Consider the following 16,805-nt stretch of genomic DNA (forward strand, 5'->3'; position numbering starts at 1 on the left):
CCCCGCCCGCCACCCATCGGCCGGGGCGGGTTATCGGCGGAATATAGGTGGGCTCTGGATCGTGGCCCGGGTCGGTGGCTCGCACCGGCAGTTGACTGACAGCCGAGGTGCACCGGTCGCGGTGCGTGGATGAAGGAGCCGTGAGAAGAGCATGGACGTGTCACAGGTAGGAGACAGCACCGCCGCCGGCCGGGCCATCACCAGCGCCGAGCTCACCGAGTTCCTTCGTGGCCGGGTATCCCGGATGATCGGAGTCACGCCGGAAGAGGTCGACCCGACCGCCCCGCTCGCCTCGATCGGCGTCGACTCGGTGCACGCGATGGAACTGGTGGCCGAGCTGGAAGAGTGGCTGGGCACGCACGTGCCGGACCACCTGGCCTGGTCCTATCCGACGATCGCGCTCATCTCCGAGCAGCTCGCGACCGAAACCCCGGCGTGAACGCCGCCGGACTGCTGACCGAACCGCAGCAGGGGCGGAGCTCGGTCCACAGCACCACGGAGGACTTCGAGCGCTTCCTCGGCGACCCGCGGCTGCGCGGTTCGCGGATCTCGTTCGCGACCCAACTGGAGTACGACGAGGCCGAGGAACTGTCGGGGCCGGCGTTCGATGCGCTGGCGGAGTGGGGTTATCCGCACCACTACGTGCCGCCCGCCGAAGGTGGCCGGTTCCATGACATGGAGCGGATGTTCGCCCTGATCCGCAGCCTGGCCCGCCGGGACATGACGCCGGCGCTCAGCTCCGGCGCGACCTTCCTCGGTGCGATGCCGGTCTGGGGCTGGGGCAGCGACGAGCAGCGCCGGCGGGTGGCCGAGCTGATTCTGGGCGGCTCCGCCGGGGCGTTCGGGCTGTCCGAGGAAGACCACGGCTGCGATGTCGTCGCCGGAGACGTCGCGGCCGGACAGGACGGTTCGCAGTACTTGCTGACTGGCACCAAGTGGCCGATCGGCAACGGCATCCGGAGCGCCTTCGCCACCGTCTTCGCCCGCACCGGGAGCTCCGGACCGCGGGCGTTCTCGGCCTTCCTGGTGGACAAGGAACGGCTCGATCCGTTGCGCTGGGCAACTACACCGAAGGTGCGGACGCTCGGCCTGCGCGGTGCGGACGTGTCGGGTCTCAGCTTCGACGCGTGCCCGCTGCCGGACTCCGCCCTGGTCGGCGGCAAGGGACGCGGGATGGAAGAGGCGATCAAGACCCTCCAGGTCAGCCGTACCCTGGTCACGGCGATGTCCCTCGGCGTCGCCGACACCGGTCTGCGCACCACGCTCGACCACATCCGCAACCGCCGCCTGTACGGCCGGTCCGTGCACGAGATCCAGGTGATCCGCGAGCAGGTGCTGGCGGCGTACGTCGACCTGCTGATCGCCGAGTGCGCTTCGGCCCCGACGGCGCGCGCGATCGCGGCGATGCCGGAGCGACTGAGCCTCTGGTCGTCGGTGACGAAGTACCTGGTGCCCGGCCTGATCGACGAGGTGCTGAACAGCCTCGGTTCGGTGCTGGCCGCACGGCACTTCCTGCGCGAGGGCGTGAACGACGGCATCTTCCAGAAGGTGCTCCGGGACAACCGGATCGTCAGCATCTTCGAGGGCACCAGCCACGTTCACCAGCATGTGGTGGCGACCCAGCTCCCGTCGTTGCTCGGCGACCGCTCGTACGACGAATCGTTGCTCACCACCCTGCACGACCACTCCTGGGAACCTCCGGCGTGGGACCTTCGGTTCGACCGGTTCAGGCTGACCAACGGCGGGATCGACGACATCACGCAGAGCCTGCCGGCCGTCGTCGCGGCCCTGCCCACCGGAACGCTGCGAACCACCGCCGAGCAGATCCTCGAAGTACAGGACCGGTTGCGGGACGGCGTACGGGAGCTCATCAAGCAGGGCAACGACCTGCATGCGAGCTCGCGCGGGTTCACGCTGGCCCGGCAGCACTGCCTCGTGCACGCGGCGGCAACCTGCTTGCACACCTGGAACGCCAACAAGGCCCACGGCGGCTTCGTGGCACGGCCGGAGTGGGTGGTGCTCGCGCTGCAGCGCATCCTCACCAGACTGCGGCCGGACCAGCAGCTCGACGCCGACAGCCTGGCCGTCGTGGAAGCCGAGATGCTGCGGTGCTGGGAGGAAGAGCAACTGTTCTCCCTGGTCCCCCTACAACTCGGCCGAAACCTCAAGCCCTGACTCAAGGCGCAGGGCGAGCCCACCACTGATGGGCTCGGACCCCAAGCGGCGACCTTGAACAACGTAGACCCTGTTCACGGTCGCCACTTCTTGTGCACGCCCACCACTGGTGGGCTCGCCCTCCCCAGTACGAAGGAGTTACGTCATGCACACCGATAACCTGTTCCGGGCGGTGCGGGAACACGCCCAGACCATCGGCGACCAGACCGCCCTGCTGTTCGTCCCGGACGGACCGGACTCCGCCGTCCGCACCGAACTGACGTACGGCGGGCTCGACCTGCGGGCCCGCCTGATCGCGGCCTGGCTGCAGGACCGAAGGTCGGCTGGCGACCGGGTGCTGCTCCTCTACCCGCCCGGCACGGCGTTCGTAGAGGCGTTCTTCGGCTGCCTGTACGCCGGGATGATCCCGGTCCCCGCTCCCCTGCCGGGCAGCGATGGCAAGGCCGGCCGGTTGCAGGCGATCCTGCAGGCGGCGGGCTGCACGGCGCTGCTGACCGACGAGGCGAACCTGGCGGAGATCACCAAGCAGCTCGACGAGGTGAACGCGACCGCGATCGTGGCCACGGACACCGCGGACCTCGCGGACGCCGATCAATGGCACGAGCCGGTGATCACGCCGGACACCCTGGCGCTGCTGCAGTTCACCTCCGGCTCGACCAGCGATCCGCGCGGCGTGATGGTGTCGCACGGGAGCCTGTGGCACAACCTCGGCCTGATCGAGAAGACGTTCGCACTCAACCGCGGCCTCCGGGTCGCGACCTGGCTGCCGCATTACCACGACATGGGCCTGATCGGCGGGCCGCTGACCTCGCTCTACCTCGGCGGCACGCTGTCGCTGATGTCGCCGATGAGCTTCCTGCGCGAGCCGTTCCGCTGGCTGGACCTGATCGATCAGCACGCCGTCGAGATCAGCCCGGCACCGAACTTCGCCTACGACCTGTGCGTCCGGCGGGTGAAGCCGGAACGGGTCGAGCAGCTCGACCTGTCCCGCTGGCGGCATGCGCTCAACGGCGCGGAGCCGGTCGACCCGGCGACGCTGCGGCGGTTCGAGCAGCACTTCGCACCGGCCGGTCTGAGGCAGAACTCGATGCGGCCGTGTTATGGCATGGCCGAGGTAGGGCTGCTGGTCACCGGAACCGAGCAACACCACCGGCCGCTGCCGGTCCGGGTCGACGCGGCCGGGGTCGAGCGGCGCCAGTTCATCCGGACCGACGTCGAGGAGGGCAGCCGCGATCTGGTCAGCAGCGGTCCGGTCCCGGACGGGTTCGACCTGCGCATCGTCGATCCCGGCACCCGTACCGTGCTGGCCGACGGCCGGATCGGCGAGATCTGGCTGCATGGCCCGAGTGTCGCTCGCGGCTACTGGGGGCGGCCGGACGAGACCGCTGCCGTGTTCGAGGCTTACACCGACCAGGACGAGGGCCCGTTCCTGCGGACCGGCGATCTGGGCGTCTGCCACGAGGGCGATCTCTACATCACCGGCCGGATCAAGGAACTGATCATCGTCAACGGCCGCAACATCTACCCGCAAGACCTCGAACGCCGGCTCAGCCTGCTGCACCCGGCGCTGGCCGACGGCGGCTCCGCGGCCTTCGGCGTACCGGGCAAGGGCGCGGAGCGGGTCGTCGTGGTTCAGGAGATCCGTACGGCGGGAGCAGCCGCACCGACCGACCTGCAGGAACTGGCCGACCTGGTGAAGACGGACCTGTCCCAGTACGCCGGGACGCCGGTGGCCAACGTCTGTTTCGTCAAGCGAGGCGCCGTACTGCGAACGACGAGCGGCAAGGTCCGCCGGACCACCATGCGCGAACTGTTCCTCAGCAACACCCTGCAAGCGCACTTCGAGGACCTGGAGCCGTCGATCATCAAGTTGCACCGGGCAACGGACCAGCTCGCCGGGGTCTGACCATGACCAGCGGTTTCCCCCGGCCACCCGACAGCGGGCGCGTGCACCTGTGGCGTGGCCGGGCGCCGACGGAGGTGGACCACGCCGATCTCGCCGTCCTGGCGGCCGCGGAACAGGCGCGCTTCCGGGCGATGGTCCCGACAGCCGGAGCCCGGTACGCCCGGTCCCGTTCCGCAGTACGGCGGATTCTGGGCGGCTATCTGGAAGAGCCGCCGGAAAGCCTCGCTCTCGACCGGATGGCCTGTCCCGGCTGCGGCAGCGCGGAACACGGGCCGCCGATTCTGGTTCACCCGCACAGCCAACTGACCTTCAGCTTGTCGAGGTCCGCCGACAACTGGCTGCTGGCCGTCTCGGCGGGCCGGCTGATCGGGGTGGACCTCGAGGACGCCGCCGCGGTCGACCTCGACCTGGTGCCGCCGATGGTCATGGCACCGGCTGAGCTCGATGCCTTCCGTTCCCTGCCGGACGACCGAGAACGTCGTCAGCTGTTCCTCCGGGCCTGGACACGCAAGGAGGCTGTCCTGAAGGCGGCGGGGATCGGCCTGGTGGCGCCGTTGCGGGAGATCGACGTCCAGCCGGCGGTCGACGGGCCGGTCAGAGTGGCGCACAGCAGCCTCAGTGGCGCCCCCGCCTGGACAGTCCAAGACGTGGCCACCGGCTCTGCCGACATGGCCGCACTGGCGTGGCAGGCCGACCTGCCCCCGGCAGAGATCAGTTGGCCCGAGATGGCCGGCTGGCAAGAAGTTGCAGGCCGCGTTTCCTGACAGCTTGAACCGGCCTCTTCCCCGTCCGCACCGTCGATACTCGCTGGGAGGCAGGCATCGGCTGAGCGGATGGAGGGGCCCACGATGAACGAGGATCTGGTCGCCAGGTTCGGACGGCAGGTCGTCGATGACCCAACCCGGCCGGCCGTGATCGAGGTCGGCCACCGGGCCGGGCAGCCGGTCTCCACTACGACGACGTACGGGGAACTGGACGCCAGCGCGCGGCAGATCGCCGGCTGGCTTCGGGCCAACACGGCTCCCGGCGACCGGGTGCTCCTCCTCCACCCGTCGCCACTGGCCTTCGCCAACGCGTTCTGGGGCTGCCTGTACGCCGGCTGCGTGCCGGTGCCCGCTCCCCTGCCCGGTACCTTCAGCCACCACCTCTCCCTGACCACCGGCATCGCGCTGGACGTCGACCCCCGAGTGGTGCTGACCGACACCGAGCACCTGGATCTGGTCGCCGACTGGCTGGTCCAGGACCGGCTGAACGAACTCGCCCTGTACGCGACCGACTTGATCAACCTGTCGCAGATCCGGCCCGCCGAGCCTGTCGAGCGACCCGCCGACACTCCCGCAGTGCTCCAGTACACCGCGACCGCGACGTCCCTCGCCGGACACTCCCTCTCGCACTCGGTGCTCACGGCCGACGTCGACAGGCTCGACGCGGCGCTCGACCTGGCCGCGCACGGGACCGTAGGCGGCTGGCTGCCCATGCACCACGGCCTGGGCCTTGTCGGCCTACTGCTGGCGCCGCTGTCGGTCGGCGCGACCAGCGTGCTGATGTCCCCGTCGGCGTTCCTCAAGGATCCACTCCGCTGGCTGCGGCTGATCGACGACTACGACGTCCGGCTGACCGCCGCGCCGAACTTCGCCTACGACCACTGCGTCCGCAGGATCTCGGCCGCCGACGCGCGGACCCTCGACCTGTCCCGGCTGCGCACCGCCCTGAACGGACCGGAAAAGGTGTCGTCGGCAACGATCTCGGCGTTCACCGGACACTTCGCCGCGGCCGGCCTGGACCGGCGGGCGCTCACGCCGGCGTACGGACCGACCGACGGCGTCCGGCTGATCACGGTCTCACCACCCGGCGAACGGGTGGACGGGCCGCTCCTGACAGTTGCCGACCGCAACGGCTTGGAGAGCGACGTGCTGCAGCCCGCGGCCGACGGCGTACCGCTGGTCAGCTGCGGACCCGTCCGGGGCACCGGCCTGCGGATCGTCGACCCAGCCACCGGACAGGAGTTGGCAGCTGGCCTGGTCGGTGAGATCCGGCTGGACGACGACCTCCCCACCGGTGATCTCGGGGTGATCCATGGCGGGCAGTTGCTGCCCACCGGCCCGGCAGCCGACCGCATCAGGATCGATCAGCGGAGCCTCTACGCGGACGATGTGGAGCAAGAGCTGGCCCGGCTCGACCCGCGGTTCGCGGACCTGCCAGGGTGCGTTTGCGCGGTCGACGTACCGCGCGAGCAACTCGTCGTCTTCCAGGAGATCACTCCCGGGATGATCCCCTTGGAGCTCGCTACGCTCGGAGCAGCGGTCCGTGAGGGGCTGCGTGACCGGTTCAGGATCCGGGTCGCCAATGTGGTGTTCCTGCGCCCCGGCCGCATCAGGAGAACCGCCGGACGGGTGCAACGAACCCTGATGCGCGAGCTCTTCTGCGGCGACGCCCTCGACCCGGTGTACGAAGTACTGGGTCGGCAGACGGCCCAGCGCTACCGGTTTGCCGCGCGCGAGGCTGCGGCGACCGGCACAGACCAGGCGACGGCAGCCGCACGATGACCCACCCGCCGTACGAGCTGGCTGCCGAGCTGGACGCCAAGCTCGGTGATCCCGCCGACCCGGACCAGCTGTTCTCGTCGGAGCGGTTCCGGCGGCTGGAACGCCGGGACGAGTTCCCGGCCGAGCTCTGCGACGTACTGGACCAGCACGGCCTGACCGCGTACTACGTGCCGGACCAGCACGGCGGCCGGCTGAGGAGCCACGAGGAACTGTTCCAGCTACTGCGAACGGTGGCTCGCCGCGACATCACCGTCGCGGTCGCGCACGGTACCGCGTACATCCAGGCCGTGCCGACGTGGATCGCGGCGGCACCGGAACGTGCTGCCCAGCTAGGCGTGGACCTGCTCGCCGGCCGGCGAAACACACCTGAGGCCGGGGCTTCCACCAAGCTGCATGGTCTCCGTGGAGTCGATGGCGGCCACTTGGCGGCACGGTCGACGCGGGCAACTGGTCTACGAGATGGCGGTGCGCAGCTCGCGATGAGAAGCCGGCTGCTGACGTGGGTACTCGACGCCGCCGTTTCGCTCGGAGCAGTCGACCACGGCCTGCGGCTGACCCTCGATCGTGTGTTCGGCGCCACCTTGCACGGCCTCCGGCTGGTGGACCTGCCGCAGATCCGCCGCGCCGTCACTGAGGCCTACGCCGACCTGCTGGCATCCGAAGCGGTCGCCTTGGTGGCCACCCGGAGCATCCAAACCGCGCCGGACGAGCTGGCCGTGGTAGCCCCGGCCGCGTCGGCGTACCTGCGCGAGCGGAGTAGCGAACTGCTGGAGCTGGCGACCGAGCTGAGCGATGAAGAAGACCTGGCCAAGCTGTTGCACGATCACCAGATCGTGGGGGCCGTCTGCGACTCGCCGCTTCTAGCACTGCGCTGTCTAGCGGGGCAGCGGGCACTCCTGACGCGGTCATACGGCAGCCCGGCGGATACTCTGACGCGCCCGAAGCCTCCGGCCGGGGCGCTGTCCGCAGTACTGCCACCGCTGCGGGCCGAGTACCTCCAGCTGGTGTCCCGCTCGGGGTGTTCGCTGGTCAACAGTCTGCCGGGAGCGGTTTCTGAGCTGGAGTCGCTGGCTCGCGCGGGAGTAGTCAGCGACCAGCTGGCCGGTAGTTCCGCAGTACTGCGGGACGTGGCTGCCGATCTGCATGACCGGTGGGGGGACGAGCCGGCATCGCTCGATTTCGCCCGCCGTTATGCGCTTTGCTTCGCAGCGGCCGCCTGTCTGCAGATCTGGCTGCGCAACTACGAGGACCATGAGGACGAACTGTGGACGGGCGGGGTGTGGCTTGAGGCGTGTCTGGTTCGGCTGCTCGGTCAACTGCGGACTGCGCCCGTCGGCCGGTCCGAGACGGTGCAGATCGCGTACGGGCGGCTGATGCAGGTGATGGCACGCCAGTGGCGCACCGATCATCACCTCTCACTCTTCCCCTGGCCGTTGCCTGGTCGGCCGGAGCCGTCGTGATGACTGCTCCGGCCCACATGGCGGCAGAGTCGGCGGCAGAGCTCGAAGACAGGCTTGGTGACCCGGGTGACCCCCTCAATCCGTTCGGCTTCGGCGCCGTAGTGGCCGCGGACGAGGCCGGTTTCGCGCTCCCCGGTGCGCTGGGCCTCCTGACCACTCTGGACTGGCATGCCGAACTCGTCCCGCCGGGCGACGGCGGACGGCTGACAAGTGTGCCGCGGTTAGTGCAGTTGCTTCGCCCGCTGTTTCACCGCGACGTCACCGTGGGGCTGGCTGTTGGCGTGGTGCCGCTGCTCAGCTCGTCACTCGTCTGGGCCGCTCCGTCCGGCACCAGCCGCCAGCGGCTGGCCCGATGGCTGCTGGACGACCGCCGCCTTCCGCTGGCGACGTACGCCGAGACAGAACGTGGCACGGGCGAAGACGTCGTTGCCCGCCGGTATGGCGACGAGGTGGTTCTGCAAGGCCGCACCTGTGCCGTCACTGGAGTCGGCTGGAACGCACCGGCCACCGTGGTGGCCCGGACTGGCCAGGATCTGGGCAGCCCACGCCACTCGGTCCTGCTCGTGGACAACGTGATCGGGCCGCACTCAACCCGGCGGCCCGCCGGAGCCCGCGGGCTGCGGTTCGGCGACCTGCAGTTCGACGACTCGCGGTTCGACGGAGGCTCGACGGTGGTCGGCGACTTCAACGGGGCCGCTGGCCTGACCCGGACAGCCTTGGCGATCACCAGGACGACACTGGCGGGGGCCACAGTTGGATCGCTCGACACGCTGCTCCGCCTGGCGGTCGGGAGCGTGCTCGAGCGACCGAGGCTCCTGCCGTATGTCCGGTCCACGCTCGTCGGGGCCTTCATGGACCTCCTCACCCTCGACTGCCTCACCACCGTCGCTGCCAGAGCTCTGCAGGTCTCCACCGCCCTGCCCGAGGCTTACCTGGACGCGGTGAACCGTCTCAGCGTCGTACTGACCCGGGGCATCATCGGGGGTCTGGACGGCGTCCTAGGGATCGAGGCGCACCGCCGAGACGGCCGGCACGCCATCTTCCAGAAGCACCGGCGCGACCTGCTGACCGCGCCCCTGACCGCGTCAGGCGGCGCCCGCGGCCGTTCGAGCTTGCTGCCGATCCTTCCCGACGGCGCGACAACGCAGGACAAGTCATCGCCGCGCGCGCTGTTCGGTCTGGTTGAGCAATCGCCGCAGCTGGACCTGACCCGCCTCGCTGACACCTCCCCTGACCTGGGCGACCCGCTCAGCGTGTTCCGCCGAGCGCAGTACAGCGTCCCGTACGCCGATGTCGTGGTCGACGCAACCGCGCGGGTGCTCGCACGGTCTGCCGCACTGCCGCCGAGGGACCGGACGCCACTGGCGACGCCCGACACCCACCAGCTCGCCGAGCAGTACGCCCTGCTGGTCGCCGCCCGGTCGTGTCTCGGCGTCTGGCGGGAGAACCAGCAAGACGCGTTCCTCCGCGACCCGACCTGGGCGACCGGCGCCCTGCAACGCCTCCTCCGCCGGCTCGGTGAACCACACCAGCAGCGGTACGCCGAAGGCGACCTGCTGGACGAGCTCGTGGCCCGCTACCAGCGCTGCGAGTCCTTCGACCTGACCAATGGTCCGATCGCCGGCTGATCAGGCCGAGTCGGAGCTCACCGGAGCCGGCATCAGCGAATCGTCGTCCAGCAGCCATCCGGCGCGCATCACCGCGACCCCGGCCTGGAACCGGCTGTGGGCGTCGAGCCGGATCATCAGGTCGGCCACCAACCGGCGGCAGGTCCGCACGGACACCCCGAGCCGGCGAGCCACCACGTCGTCGGTGTGCCCCTCGGCCAGCAACCGGACGACGGCGCGCTCCTGGCGGCTGAGACCCACCTCGTCACGACCTGTCCGGCGAGCGCCGAAAACACTGCTCTGCTCCCAGATCACCTCGAACAGGGCGAGCAGCGCCGCGACCACGCCGGCGTCGCGGATCAGCAGTGCGCCCTGCGAGCTGTCGGTTGCATCCATCGGCACCAGCACGGCCTTGCGGTCGGCCACGATCATCCGCAGGGGCAACGTTGCCACGGTGCGGATCCGGGCGCCGCGCTCGGACAACCAGTCGACGTACCGCGCGGTGTGCCCGTCGTTGACCAGGCTCTCCAGATAGATCCCGCGGATCTGCACCCCACGGCACAGCAGCGCTTGGTCCAACGGCCGCGCGGCCGCCAGGCTCTCCTCCGACTGCGGCCCGCCGTCGGAGAACCCCAGCAGCTCGAACTCGACCTCGCTGATCAAGGCCTCCAGGCGGAGCCGGACGTTGTCCACGCCGACCAGCCGCTCCGCATCGGCATAGCCGGAATTGGCCACCCGGTCGCCGTACTCGGTCAGGATCTGCTCGATCGCCACCCGGCTGGCGACCACCTCCTTCTGCCGGTCCAGCAGCACCAGTTCGTGCTGGTTCAGCAGTGGGACCAGACTCGCTTCCGGGCTGACCAGATGCAGCTCTCGCGGGTTCTCCCAGGAGAACCGGACCAGCCCGAGTTCGAGCAGGTCGGCGACACCCGCCTCGGTGCGCTCGAGCGGCCAGCCCAGCCGCTCGGCCAGCGGTTGGAGCTCCGTCCTGGGCTGCTGCACCAGGCAGCGGTAGGTCAGCTCAGCATCGGCCGACAATCCCAACGGCCTCAACATGTGTGTGTCCAGTGAACCGCGTCTCACCGATATGCCTCCCCAGCATCGGCTCACCACCGAGGGACACCCCCTCGACCCCGTTGCGCCAGCTCACCACGAGTGGGAGCAGTCCCGACGCTACCTGCCCTGTGGGGTCACCTGACCGTTACCCGCGAGCCTGGGTGAGTTCGGTGACCAACTGCCTACTTGCCGCGAGCCAGTCGCGCGAAGCCTCGCCCACGTCCCCGAAATTCGGATGAGATCGGCCCTCTCCTGAGGAATGCTGGACCCGGCCGCTGAGTTGTGACGGTCATGGCGGTCCGATCTGCCACGACTGCCAGGTGCGAGCCGACCCGCTGGGGTCTCGGCCGTGACCCTGCCCAGCCCTGACACTGACCAACCCTGAACCTGGGAGCCCAATGCCCGCGGACGACACCGTCGACGACCCCGCCGACTCGCGCCGTACACCTGCCGTGATCCGGCTGCTCACGCTCGCGACCTTCGTGGTCATCCTCAACGAGACGATCATGATCAACGCCATCCCGCGGTTGATGACGGACCTCCAGATCACCGAGCAGACCGCGCAGTGGCTCTCCGCCGCCTTCATGCTCACGATGGCCTCGGTGATCCCGGTGACCGGCTGGTTCCTGCAGCGGGTCTCCACCCGCAGCGCCTACGCCACTGCCATGGGTGTCTTCCTGACCGGTACGGCGCTGGCCGCGGTGGCTCCGATGTTCGAGGTGCTGCTGCTCGCCCGGATCATCCAGGCGACGGGTACGGCGGTGATGATGCCGCTGCTGATGACCACTCTGATGACCGTCGTCTCCGAGCGGGACCGCGGTCGGGTGATGGGCAACGTCACGCTGGCGATCTCGGTCGCCCCCGCCATGGGGCCGACCATCTCCGGGCTGATCCTGCAGCTCGGTTCCTGGCGGTTGCTGTTCGTAGCCGTCCTGCCGATCGCAGCCCTCATCGGTTGGCGAGGCCTGGCCAGCCTGGAGAACGTCGGCGAGCCGCAGTACAGCACCATCGACTGGTTCAGCGTCGGGGCCGCCGCCGTCGGCTTCGGCGGCCTGGTCTACGGACTCAGCCTGTTCACCGCGGACCGGGTCGGCGTACCGGCCGCCATCGTGGCGTTGGGATTGGTCGCCATCGCGGTGTTCGTCGCCCGGCAACTCGGGCTCCAGCGCAAGTCGGTGCCGCTGATGGATCTGCGCGTCCTCGCCCACCGCACCTACGCGCTGGCGCTGGTGCTGATGTCGGTCGCCTTCATGGCGATGATGGGTTCGATGATCCTGCTGCCGCTCTACCTGCAGAATCTGCGCGGCCTCTCGGCACTGCAGACCGGCCTGCTGGTGATGCCCGGCGGGTTGGCGATGGGACTGCTCGGCCCGACTGTCGGGCGACTGTTCGACCGTTTCGGTGGCCGGGTCCTGATCCTCCCAGGCTCGGTCGGCATCCTGCTCTCGATGGCAGGCTTCACCCAGATCTCGATGACGATGCCGTACTGGCAGATCCTCGGCCTGCACGCGCTGCTGATGGTCTCGCTCGCCGCGATCTTCACCCCGGTCTTCACACTCGGCCTCGGCGCCCTTCCGCCGCACCTCTACCCCCACGGCAGCTCCATGCTGGGCACCCTTCAGCAGGTCGCCGCCGCGATCGGTACGGCATTGGTGGTGACTGTGATGGCTGCCCGGGCGGACTCCTTGATCGCCGACGGCACGGCCGGGCCGCTCGCTGCGCTCGACGGCATGCAGCTGGCGTTCCTGATCAGCGCAGTGATCTCACTCGCCGTGGTCGCCATCGCGTTCTGGATGCCGGGCCGAGCGAAGCAGACCGAAGCCGAGGTGCCTGACCAGCCCGACGCCCTGGAGGGCGTCAGCTGATCAGGTCCGCGGGCTGTCGTGATCCAGAGTCCCTGGACCGCTGCCATGGCATGGAGCTGCCACTGGGCATAACTTGGGTGGGCCTGAGTCGTTGAGCAGTCAGATTCACCGCCCGAATCTTGTTCACTCTCCGGGGTGAACCGTGCTCGAGGAGTGCAGCTTATGCGCAATCCGTCCGTTTTCAGATCGCTTGCCCTCGTTGCTGCTGGTGCGACTGTTGTCGCCGGCCTTGGCACCGCCACCGGCGCTTCGGCGCTGCTCCCACCACCGACACCCGACTCGGTCGTCGACGCCCGCGCCGCGATCGATGCCCTGATCCAGCCCACCGCCGAGCAGGTCGCCGCGGTCGGCAAGGTGCTCGCCGCCGGCGGGTCCGGGGCCCGCGTCAGCTGGGATGCCCGCTACGGCACCCCGCGGACGATCCGCCCCGCTGTGGGTGGCGCCTTGTCCGGTCCCCGGTCGGGGTCGGCCGTCGAGGTCGCTCGCGGGTGGCTGACCGAGCATCGCGCGATGCTCGGTCTCAGCGAGGCCGACATCGCGGCGATGGTGGTTCGCCGGGATCACCTCTTGCCAGGCACCGGCAACCGCGTCGTCAACCTCACCCAGGTGTTCGGCGGTGTCGCCGCGGCGCGTGGCGGCTCCGTCGGTCTCGCAGTCGCCTCCGACGGGCGAGTGGTCAGCTACACCGGATCGACAAGTCGTACCAGCAGCCTGGTCGGATCCTTCGACCTGTCGCCTGAATCGGTGCTGTCCAAGGTCGCCGGGCTGCTCGCTCCTCAGACGAGCTACACGCCGTCGCTCACCGGTGCTGCCAAGGCCGGCTTCCAGGTCGTTGCCTCGGGCCCCTTCGCCGCGGAGTCGTATGTCCGCAAGGCCACGTTCGGTACGGCGACGGGTGGGCGCGCGGCGTACCAGGTGCTGTTCGTGAAGGAGCAGAACGAGGCGTACGACGTACTCGTGGATGCTCGGTCCGGTGAGGTGCTGTACAAGCGAAGTCTGGTCCAGCACGAAGGACCGCTGGATCCAGAGGGCACCGTGTATCGCAACTACCCGGGTGCGCCGGCCGGTGGAACCCCGGAGCAGGTGTCGTTCGGCCGGACACCGCAGTCGCCGAACGGCTGGGTGGATCCGCTCGGCCTGACCGGTACCGGTGTCACGACTTTCGGCAACAACGCCAACTCCCACGCGAACTGGTCGAACTTCATCGGGCCTGTCGACCCCGGTCCGCGACCGGTGAACCCGCTCGGCAAGTTCAACTACGTGTTCACCGACCAGTGGGGTCAGCAGCAGTGCGCGGTCCCGTCGTACAGCCAGGACGTGGATCCGGCGACGACGAACCTCTTCTACCACCACAACCGGATCCACGACGAGTTCTACGACCTCGGCTTCACCGAGACGGCCGGGAACTTCCAGGTGAACAACTTCGCCAAGGGTGGTCTCGGCGGCGACTCGATCCACGGGCTGGTCCAGGCCGGCGCGGTGACCGGCGGCGCGCCGACGTACACCGGGCGCGACAACGCCTACATGCTGACGCTGCCGGACGGGATTCCGCCGTGGAGCGGGATGTTCCTCTGGGAGCCGATCAACGACGCCTTCGAGGGCAAGTGCCGCGACGGTGACTTCGACGCCGGAGTGATCGAGCACGAGTACGCGCACGGTCTGTCCAACCGGTACGTCGGGACCGAGGACGGCGCGCTCGGCGGGCATCAGTCCGGCTCGATGGGTGAAGGCTGGGGTGACTGGTACGGCCTGAACTACCTGCACCGCGAGGGGCTGCAGACCACCTCCGAGCTTGGCGCCTACGCCACCGGCAACACGAACCGGGCGATCCGCAACTGGCCGTACGACGACAACCCGACCACCTTCGCCGACATCGGGTACGACCTGACCGGGCCGGAGGTGCACGCCGACGGGGAGATCTGGACGGCGACTCTGTGGCAGCTGCGCAAGGCCCTGGTCGCGAAGTACGGTCAGGCGCTGGCCTCCGAGATCGCGGCCCGCGCGGTCACCGACGCCATGCCACTGTCGCCCAACGATCCGTCCATGCTCGACACCCGCGACGCCATGATCGTTGCCCTGGACAACCGGTACCACGCACGGCCGGACGCCGGGCAGCTGATCGACCTGGTCTACACCGCGTTCGCCCAGCGTGGGATGGGGACCTCGGCCAGGAACAAGACCTCCACCGACGATCCGACCGGCGCCAACGACACCGACCCCGTGCCCGGTTTCGAGCACCGGAACCCGGCCCTGAATGGCGGGATCACCGGCACCGTTCTGAACGCCTCCACCGGTCAGCCGATCCCTGGCGCGAAGATCATCCTCGGCGTCTTCGAGGCCAAGGTCAGCCCGGTGACGAGGACCGGATCGACCGGCGCATTCGCCGTCTCTGCCGCGGCCGGGAGCTACCCGGTCACCATCCAGGCGCCCGGCTTCGGCGCACACACCTTCCCGGACATCACGGTCGCGGCAGGCAAGACCACGGCCAAGCAGTTCAAGCTGGCACCGAACCTGGCCTCCGCGGCCAACGGCGCCACCGTCGTGTCCACCACCAACCCCGACGGCGCGAAGTCGCTGATCGACGACACCGAGGCGACCACCTTCGCGGCCGCCAAGGGCACCGGCAACGCGATCGTCAAGCTGGCGAAACCGGCCGCCATCTCCTCGGTTCAGGTGTCCGCCTACAGTTCCTCGCGGTTCGAGGCGTTGAAGTCGTTCACCCTGCAGACCAGCTCCGACGGCGTCAACTGGACCACGGTCTCCGGCAGCTTCGGCAAGAACGCGTTCTCGTACCAGGCTCCGCGGCCGGTCCTGCCTGATGTGCACTACAAGACGTTCACGCTCGCCAAGCCGGTCACCGCGTCGTACGTCCGGTTCTGGGCAGACGAGGCGATGGGTGAGACGAAGACGTCCGTGCAGACCGGCGATGTGCAGGTGTTCTCCGGCACGGTCAAGCAGGTCGAGCCGCTGCCGCCCGCGCCGCCGGACGCACCGGTGACCGAGCAGTTCACCATCGCTGCGGGTGACCCGGCCAACGTCGTCGATCCGGGCGTGACAGGCACGGAGTTCGTCAACACCTGTAAGGCTCCACCCGCCAGCCAGGACGTCGACGGCCATGTGACAACACTGACCGGTGAATCCGGCGACGGCGCCCACGCGATCTCGGTCAAGGGCGCCGGCGTCGGCGCCTGGGACCTGGACGTGTACTTCTACAACTCGTCCTGCCAGCTGCTCGGGCAGGTCGCGACTGAGGCCGCCGACGAGACCGGGGTGATCCCGTCCAACGCCAAGTACATCGTCACCCACCTCTTCCTCGGCGCGGCTGTCCCCACCACCCTCACCATCACCGACACCCAATGAGCCCTGGCGCCTACTGATCCGCCTCCACCTCGCTAGCATGGTTCGGTGACCCAGCTGCTGGTGGCCGCGCTCGGGCTCGGCATCGCGGGCCTCGATCCGGCGGGCGCGCTGATCGCTGTCGGGGCCCTCAGCATCGGCGCTCGCGAGCGAGACGTGATGTTGTACGCCGTCGTGTCGATCCTGGGCACCGCGGTTCTCGGTACCGTGCTCTCCCTCACTGTGGGGCAGCAACTCCGAACCATTCGCTGGGCATCCCTGCTGCCTCCCGATCGACTCGCCGCGCTCTTCGAGCTACTTATCGCCGTCGGGCTGAGCTGCTGGGCAGTCGCCCGGGTACGACGCCCAGGCGCGCATCCGCCGAAGCCGCCGGGCGGGACCCGTACCGGCACCGCCGCACTACTGGGCCTCGGGATCCTGTGGGCCGCGGCAGCGGTCCTCGATCCGACCTATGTCGGCCTTGTCGTGCTCGCCGGCCGACAAGAGTCGATCGTCACTGTTGCCGCCGCGCATCTGCTCTGGATCTTGATCAGCCAGGTCCCACTGGTCCTTGTCGCGATCGCCATCGCTCGCGGCCGGCACGAGCGGACTGTGGCGCTGTTCAACCACACCTGGAGCAGGGTCCGACCCGTCGCCGCCTGGTTAGGAACAGGGGCACTCTTTCTCGCAGCTGCCGTGTTCGCCGCTGACGCACTCTGGTGGTTCGCCAGTGAACGCTTCCTGATCCCGATCCCGGCCTGATGCGCTGAGACTGATACAGGTCAGGGCCGCTGGTAGTGCAGCGATACGGCCCCGATCACCAGCGACCTCACTCAGGTGCTGCCCGAGGTTGT

11 protein-coding genes are annotated in these 16,805 nt (G+C 69.1%); 10 read left to right on the plus strand and 1 reads right to left on the minus strand.

Features of this window, described 5'->3' with window-relative positions:
* Nucleotides 1-151: 151 nt before the first annotated feature.
* From A3ES_RS0101425 to A3ES_RS0101455, 7 genes are all read left to right on the plus strand, one after another.
* Nucleotides 152-439 (plus strand): acyl carrier protein, encoded by a 288-nt coding sequence (locus A3ES_RS0101425; protein ID WP_020384984.1) that lies wholly within the window; start codon nucleotides 152-154, stop codon nucleotides 437-439.
* Nucleotides 436-2,175: an acyl-CoA dehydrogenase family protein gene (locus A3ES_RS0101430; protein ID WP_020384985.1), complete on the plus strand. Its 1,740-nt coding sequence runs from the start codon at nucleotides 436-438 to the stop codon at nucleotides 2,173-2,175. The genes A3ES_RS0101425 and A3ES_RS0101430 overlap by 4 nt, the downstream gene beginning before the upstream one ends.
* Nucleotides 2,176-2,320: 145 nt before the next feature.
* Nucleotides 2,321-4,081, plus strand: a complete 1,761-nt coding sequence (locus tag A3ES_RS45835) for a fatty acyl-AMP ligase (RefSeq protein ID WP_020384986.1) — start codon at nucleotides 2,321-2,323, stop codon at nucleotides 4,079-4,081.
* Nucleotides 4,082-4,083: 2 nt separating this feature from the next.
* Nucleotides 4,084-4,845, plus strand: coding sequence for a 4'-phosphopantetheinyl transferase family protein (locus A3ES_RS50890; protein WP_051084594.1), 762 nt, complete (start codon nucleotides 4,084-4,086; stop codon nucleotides 4,843-4,845).
* Nucleotides 4,846-4,929: 84 nt separating this feature from the next.
* Nucleotides 4,930-6,627, plus strand: coding sequence for an AMP-binding protein (locus A3ES_RS45845; protein WP_020384988.1), 1,698 nt, complete (start codon nucleotides 4,930-4,932; stop codon nucleotides 6,625-6,627).
* Nucleotides 6,624-8,087, plus strand: a complete 1,464-nt coding sequence (locus tag A3ES_RS0101450) for an acyl-CoA dehydrogenase N-terminal domain-containing protein (protein ID WP_020384989.1) — start codon at nucleotides 6,624-6,626, stop codon at nucleotides 8,085-8,087. The genes A3ES_RS45845 and A3ES_RS0101450 overlap by 4 nt, the downstream gene beginning before the upstream one ends.
* Nucleotides 8,087-9,715: an acyl-CoA dehydrogenase middle domain-containing protein gene (locus A3ES_RS0101455; protein ID WP_020384990.1), complete on the plus strand. Its 1,629-nt coding sequence runs from the start codon at nucleotides 8,087-8,089 to the stop codon at nucleotides 9,713-9,715. Before A3ES_RS0101450 ends, A3ES_RS0101455 begins: the two co-directional genes overlap by 1 nt.
* On the opposite strand, the gene A3ES_RS0101460 is transcribed toward A3ES_RS0101455, so the two are convergent.
* On the minus strand, nucleotides 9,716-10,750 hold the full coding sequence (locus A3ES_RS0101460) for a helix-turn-helix transcriptional regulator (protein ID WP_026162465.1): 1,035 nt from the start codon (nucleotides 10,748-10,750) through the stop codon (nucleotides 9,716-9,718).
* 398 nt (nucleotides 10,751-11,148) lie between these two features.
* On the opposite strand from A3ES_RS0101460, the gene A3ES_RS0101465 reads away from it, so the two are divergent.
* The 3 genes from A3ES_RS0101465 to A3ES_RS0101475 all read left to right on the plus strand — a co-directional run bounded on the left by A3ES_RS0101465 (nucleotide 11,149) and on the right by A3ES_RS0101475 (nucleotide 16,713).
* Nucleotides 11,149-12,615 carry an MDR family MFS transporter gene (locus A3ES_RS0101465; protein WP_020384992.1) on the plus strand — a complete coding sequence of 489 codons (1,467 nt, stop codon included), beginning with the start codon at nucleotides 11,149-11,151 and terminating at the stop codon, nucleotides 12,613-12,615.
* A gap of 162 nt (nucleotides 12,616-12,777) precedes the next feature.
* Entirely contained in the window at nucleotides 12,778-15,975 is a 3,198-nt protein-coding gene (locus A3ES_RS0101470) for a M36 family metallopeptidase (protein ID WP_020384993.1), read from the plus strand.
* Nucleotides 15,976-16,020: 45 nt separating this feature from the next.
* Nucleotides 16,021-16,713 carry a hypothetical protein gene (locus A3ES_RS0101475; RefSeq protein WP_020384994.1) on the plus strand — a complete coding sequence of 231 codons (693 nt, stop codon included), beginning with the start codon at nucleotides 16,021-16,023 and terminating at the stop codon, nucleotides 16,711-16,713.
* Nucleotides 16,714-16,805 lie beyond the last annotated feature (92 nt).

The organism is Kribbella catacumbae DSM 19601 (assembly GCF_000372465.1).
Lineage (GTDB): Bacteria > Actinomycetota > Actinomycetes > Propionibacteriales > Kribbellaceae > Kribbella > Kribbella catacumbae.

Coding starts and splice junctions, on each gene's coding strand:
- A3ES_RS0101425 (WP_020384984.1), top strand. CDS start 152: ATGGACGTGTCACAGGTAGGAGACAGCACCGCCGCCGGCCGGGCCATC.
- A3ES_RS45845 (WP_020384988.1), top strand. CDS start 4,930: ATGAACGAGGATCTGGTCGCCAGGTTCGGACGGCAGGTCGTCGATGAC.
- A3ES_RS0101455 (WP_020384990.1), top strand. CDS start 8,087: ATGACTGCTCCGGCCCACATGGCGGCAGAGTCGGCGGCAGAGCTCGAA.
- A3ES_RS0101465 (WP_020384992.1), top strand. CDS start 11,149: ATGCCCGCGGACGACACCGTCGACGACCCCGCCGACTCGCGCCGTACA.
- A3ES_RS0101470 (WP_020384993.1), top strand. CDS start 12,778: ATGCGCAATCCGTCCGTTTTCAGATCGCTTGCCCTCGTTGCTGCTGGT.
- A3ES_RS0101460 (WP_026162465.1), bottom strand. CDS start 10,750: ATGTTGAGGCCGTTGGGATTGTCGGCCGATGCTGAGCTGACCTACCGC.
- A3ES_RS45835 (WP_020384986.1), top strand. CDS start 2,321: ATGCACACCGATAACCTGTTCCGGGCGGTGCGGGAACACGCCCAGACC.
- A3ES_RS0101450 (WP_020384989.1), top strand. CDS start 6,624: ATGACCCACCCGCCGTACGAGCTGGCTGCCGAGCTGGACGCCAAGCTC.
- A3ES_RS50890 (WP_051084594.1), top strand. CDS start 4,084: ATGACCAGCGGTTTCCCCCGGCCACCCGACAGCGGGCGCGTGCACCTG.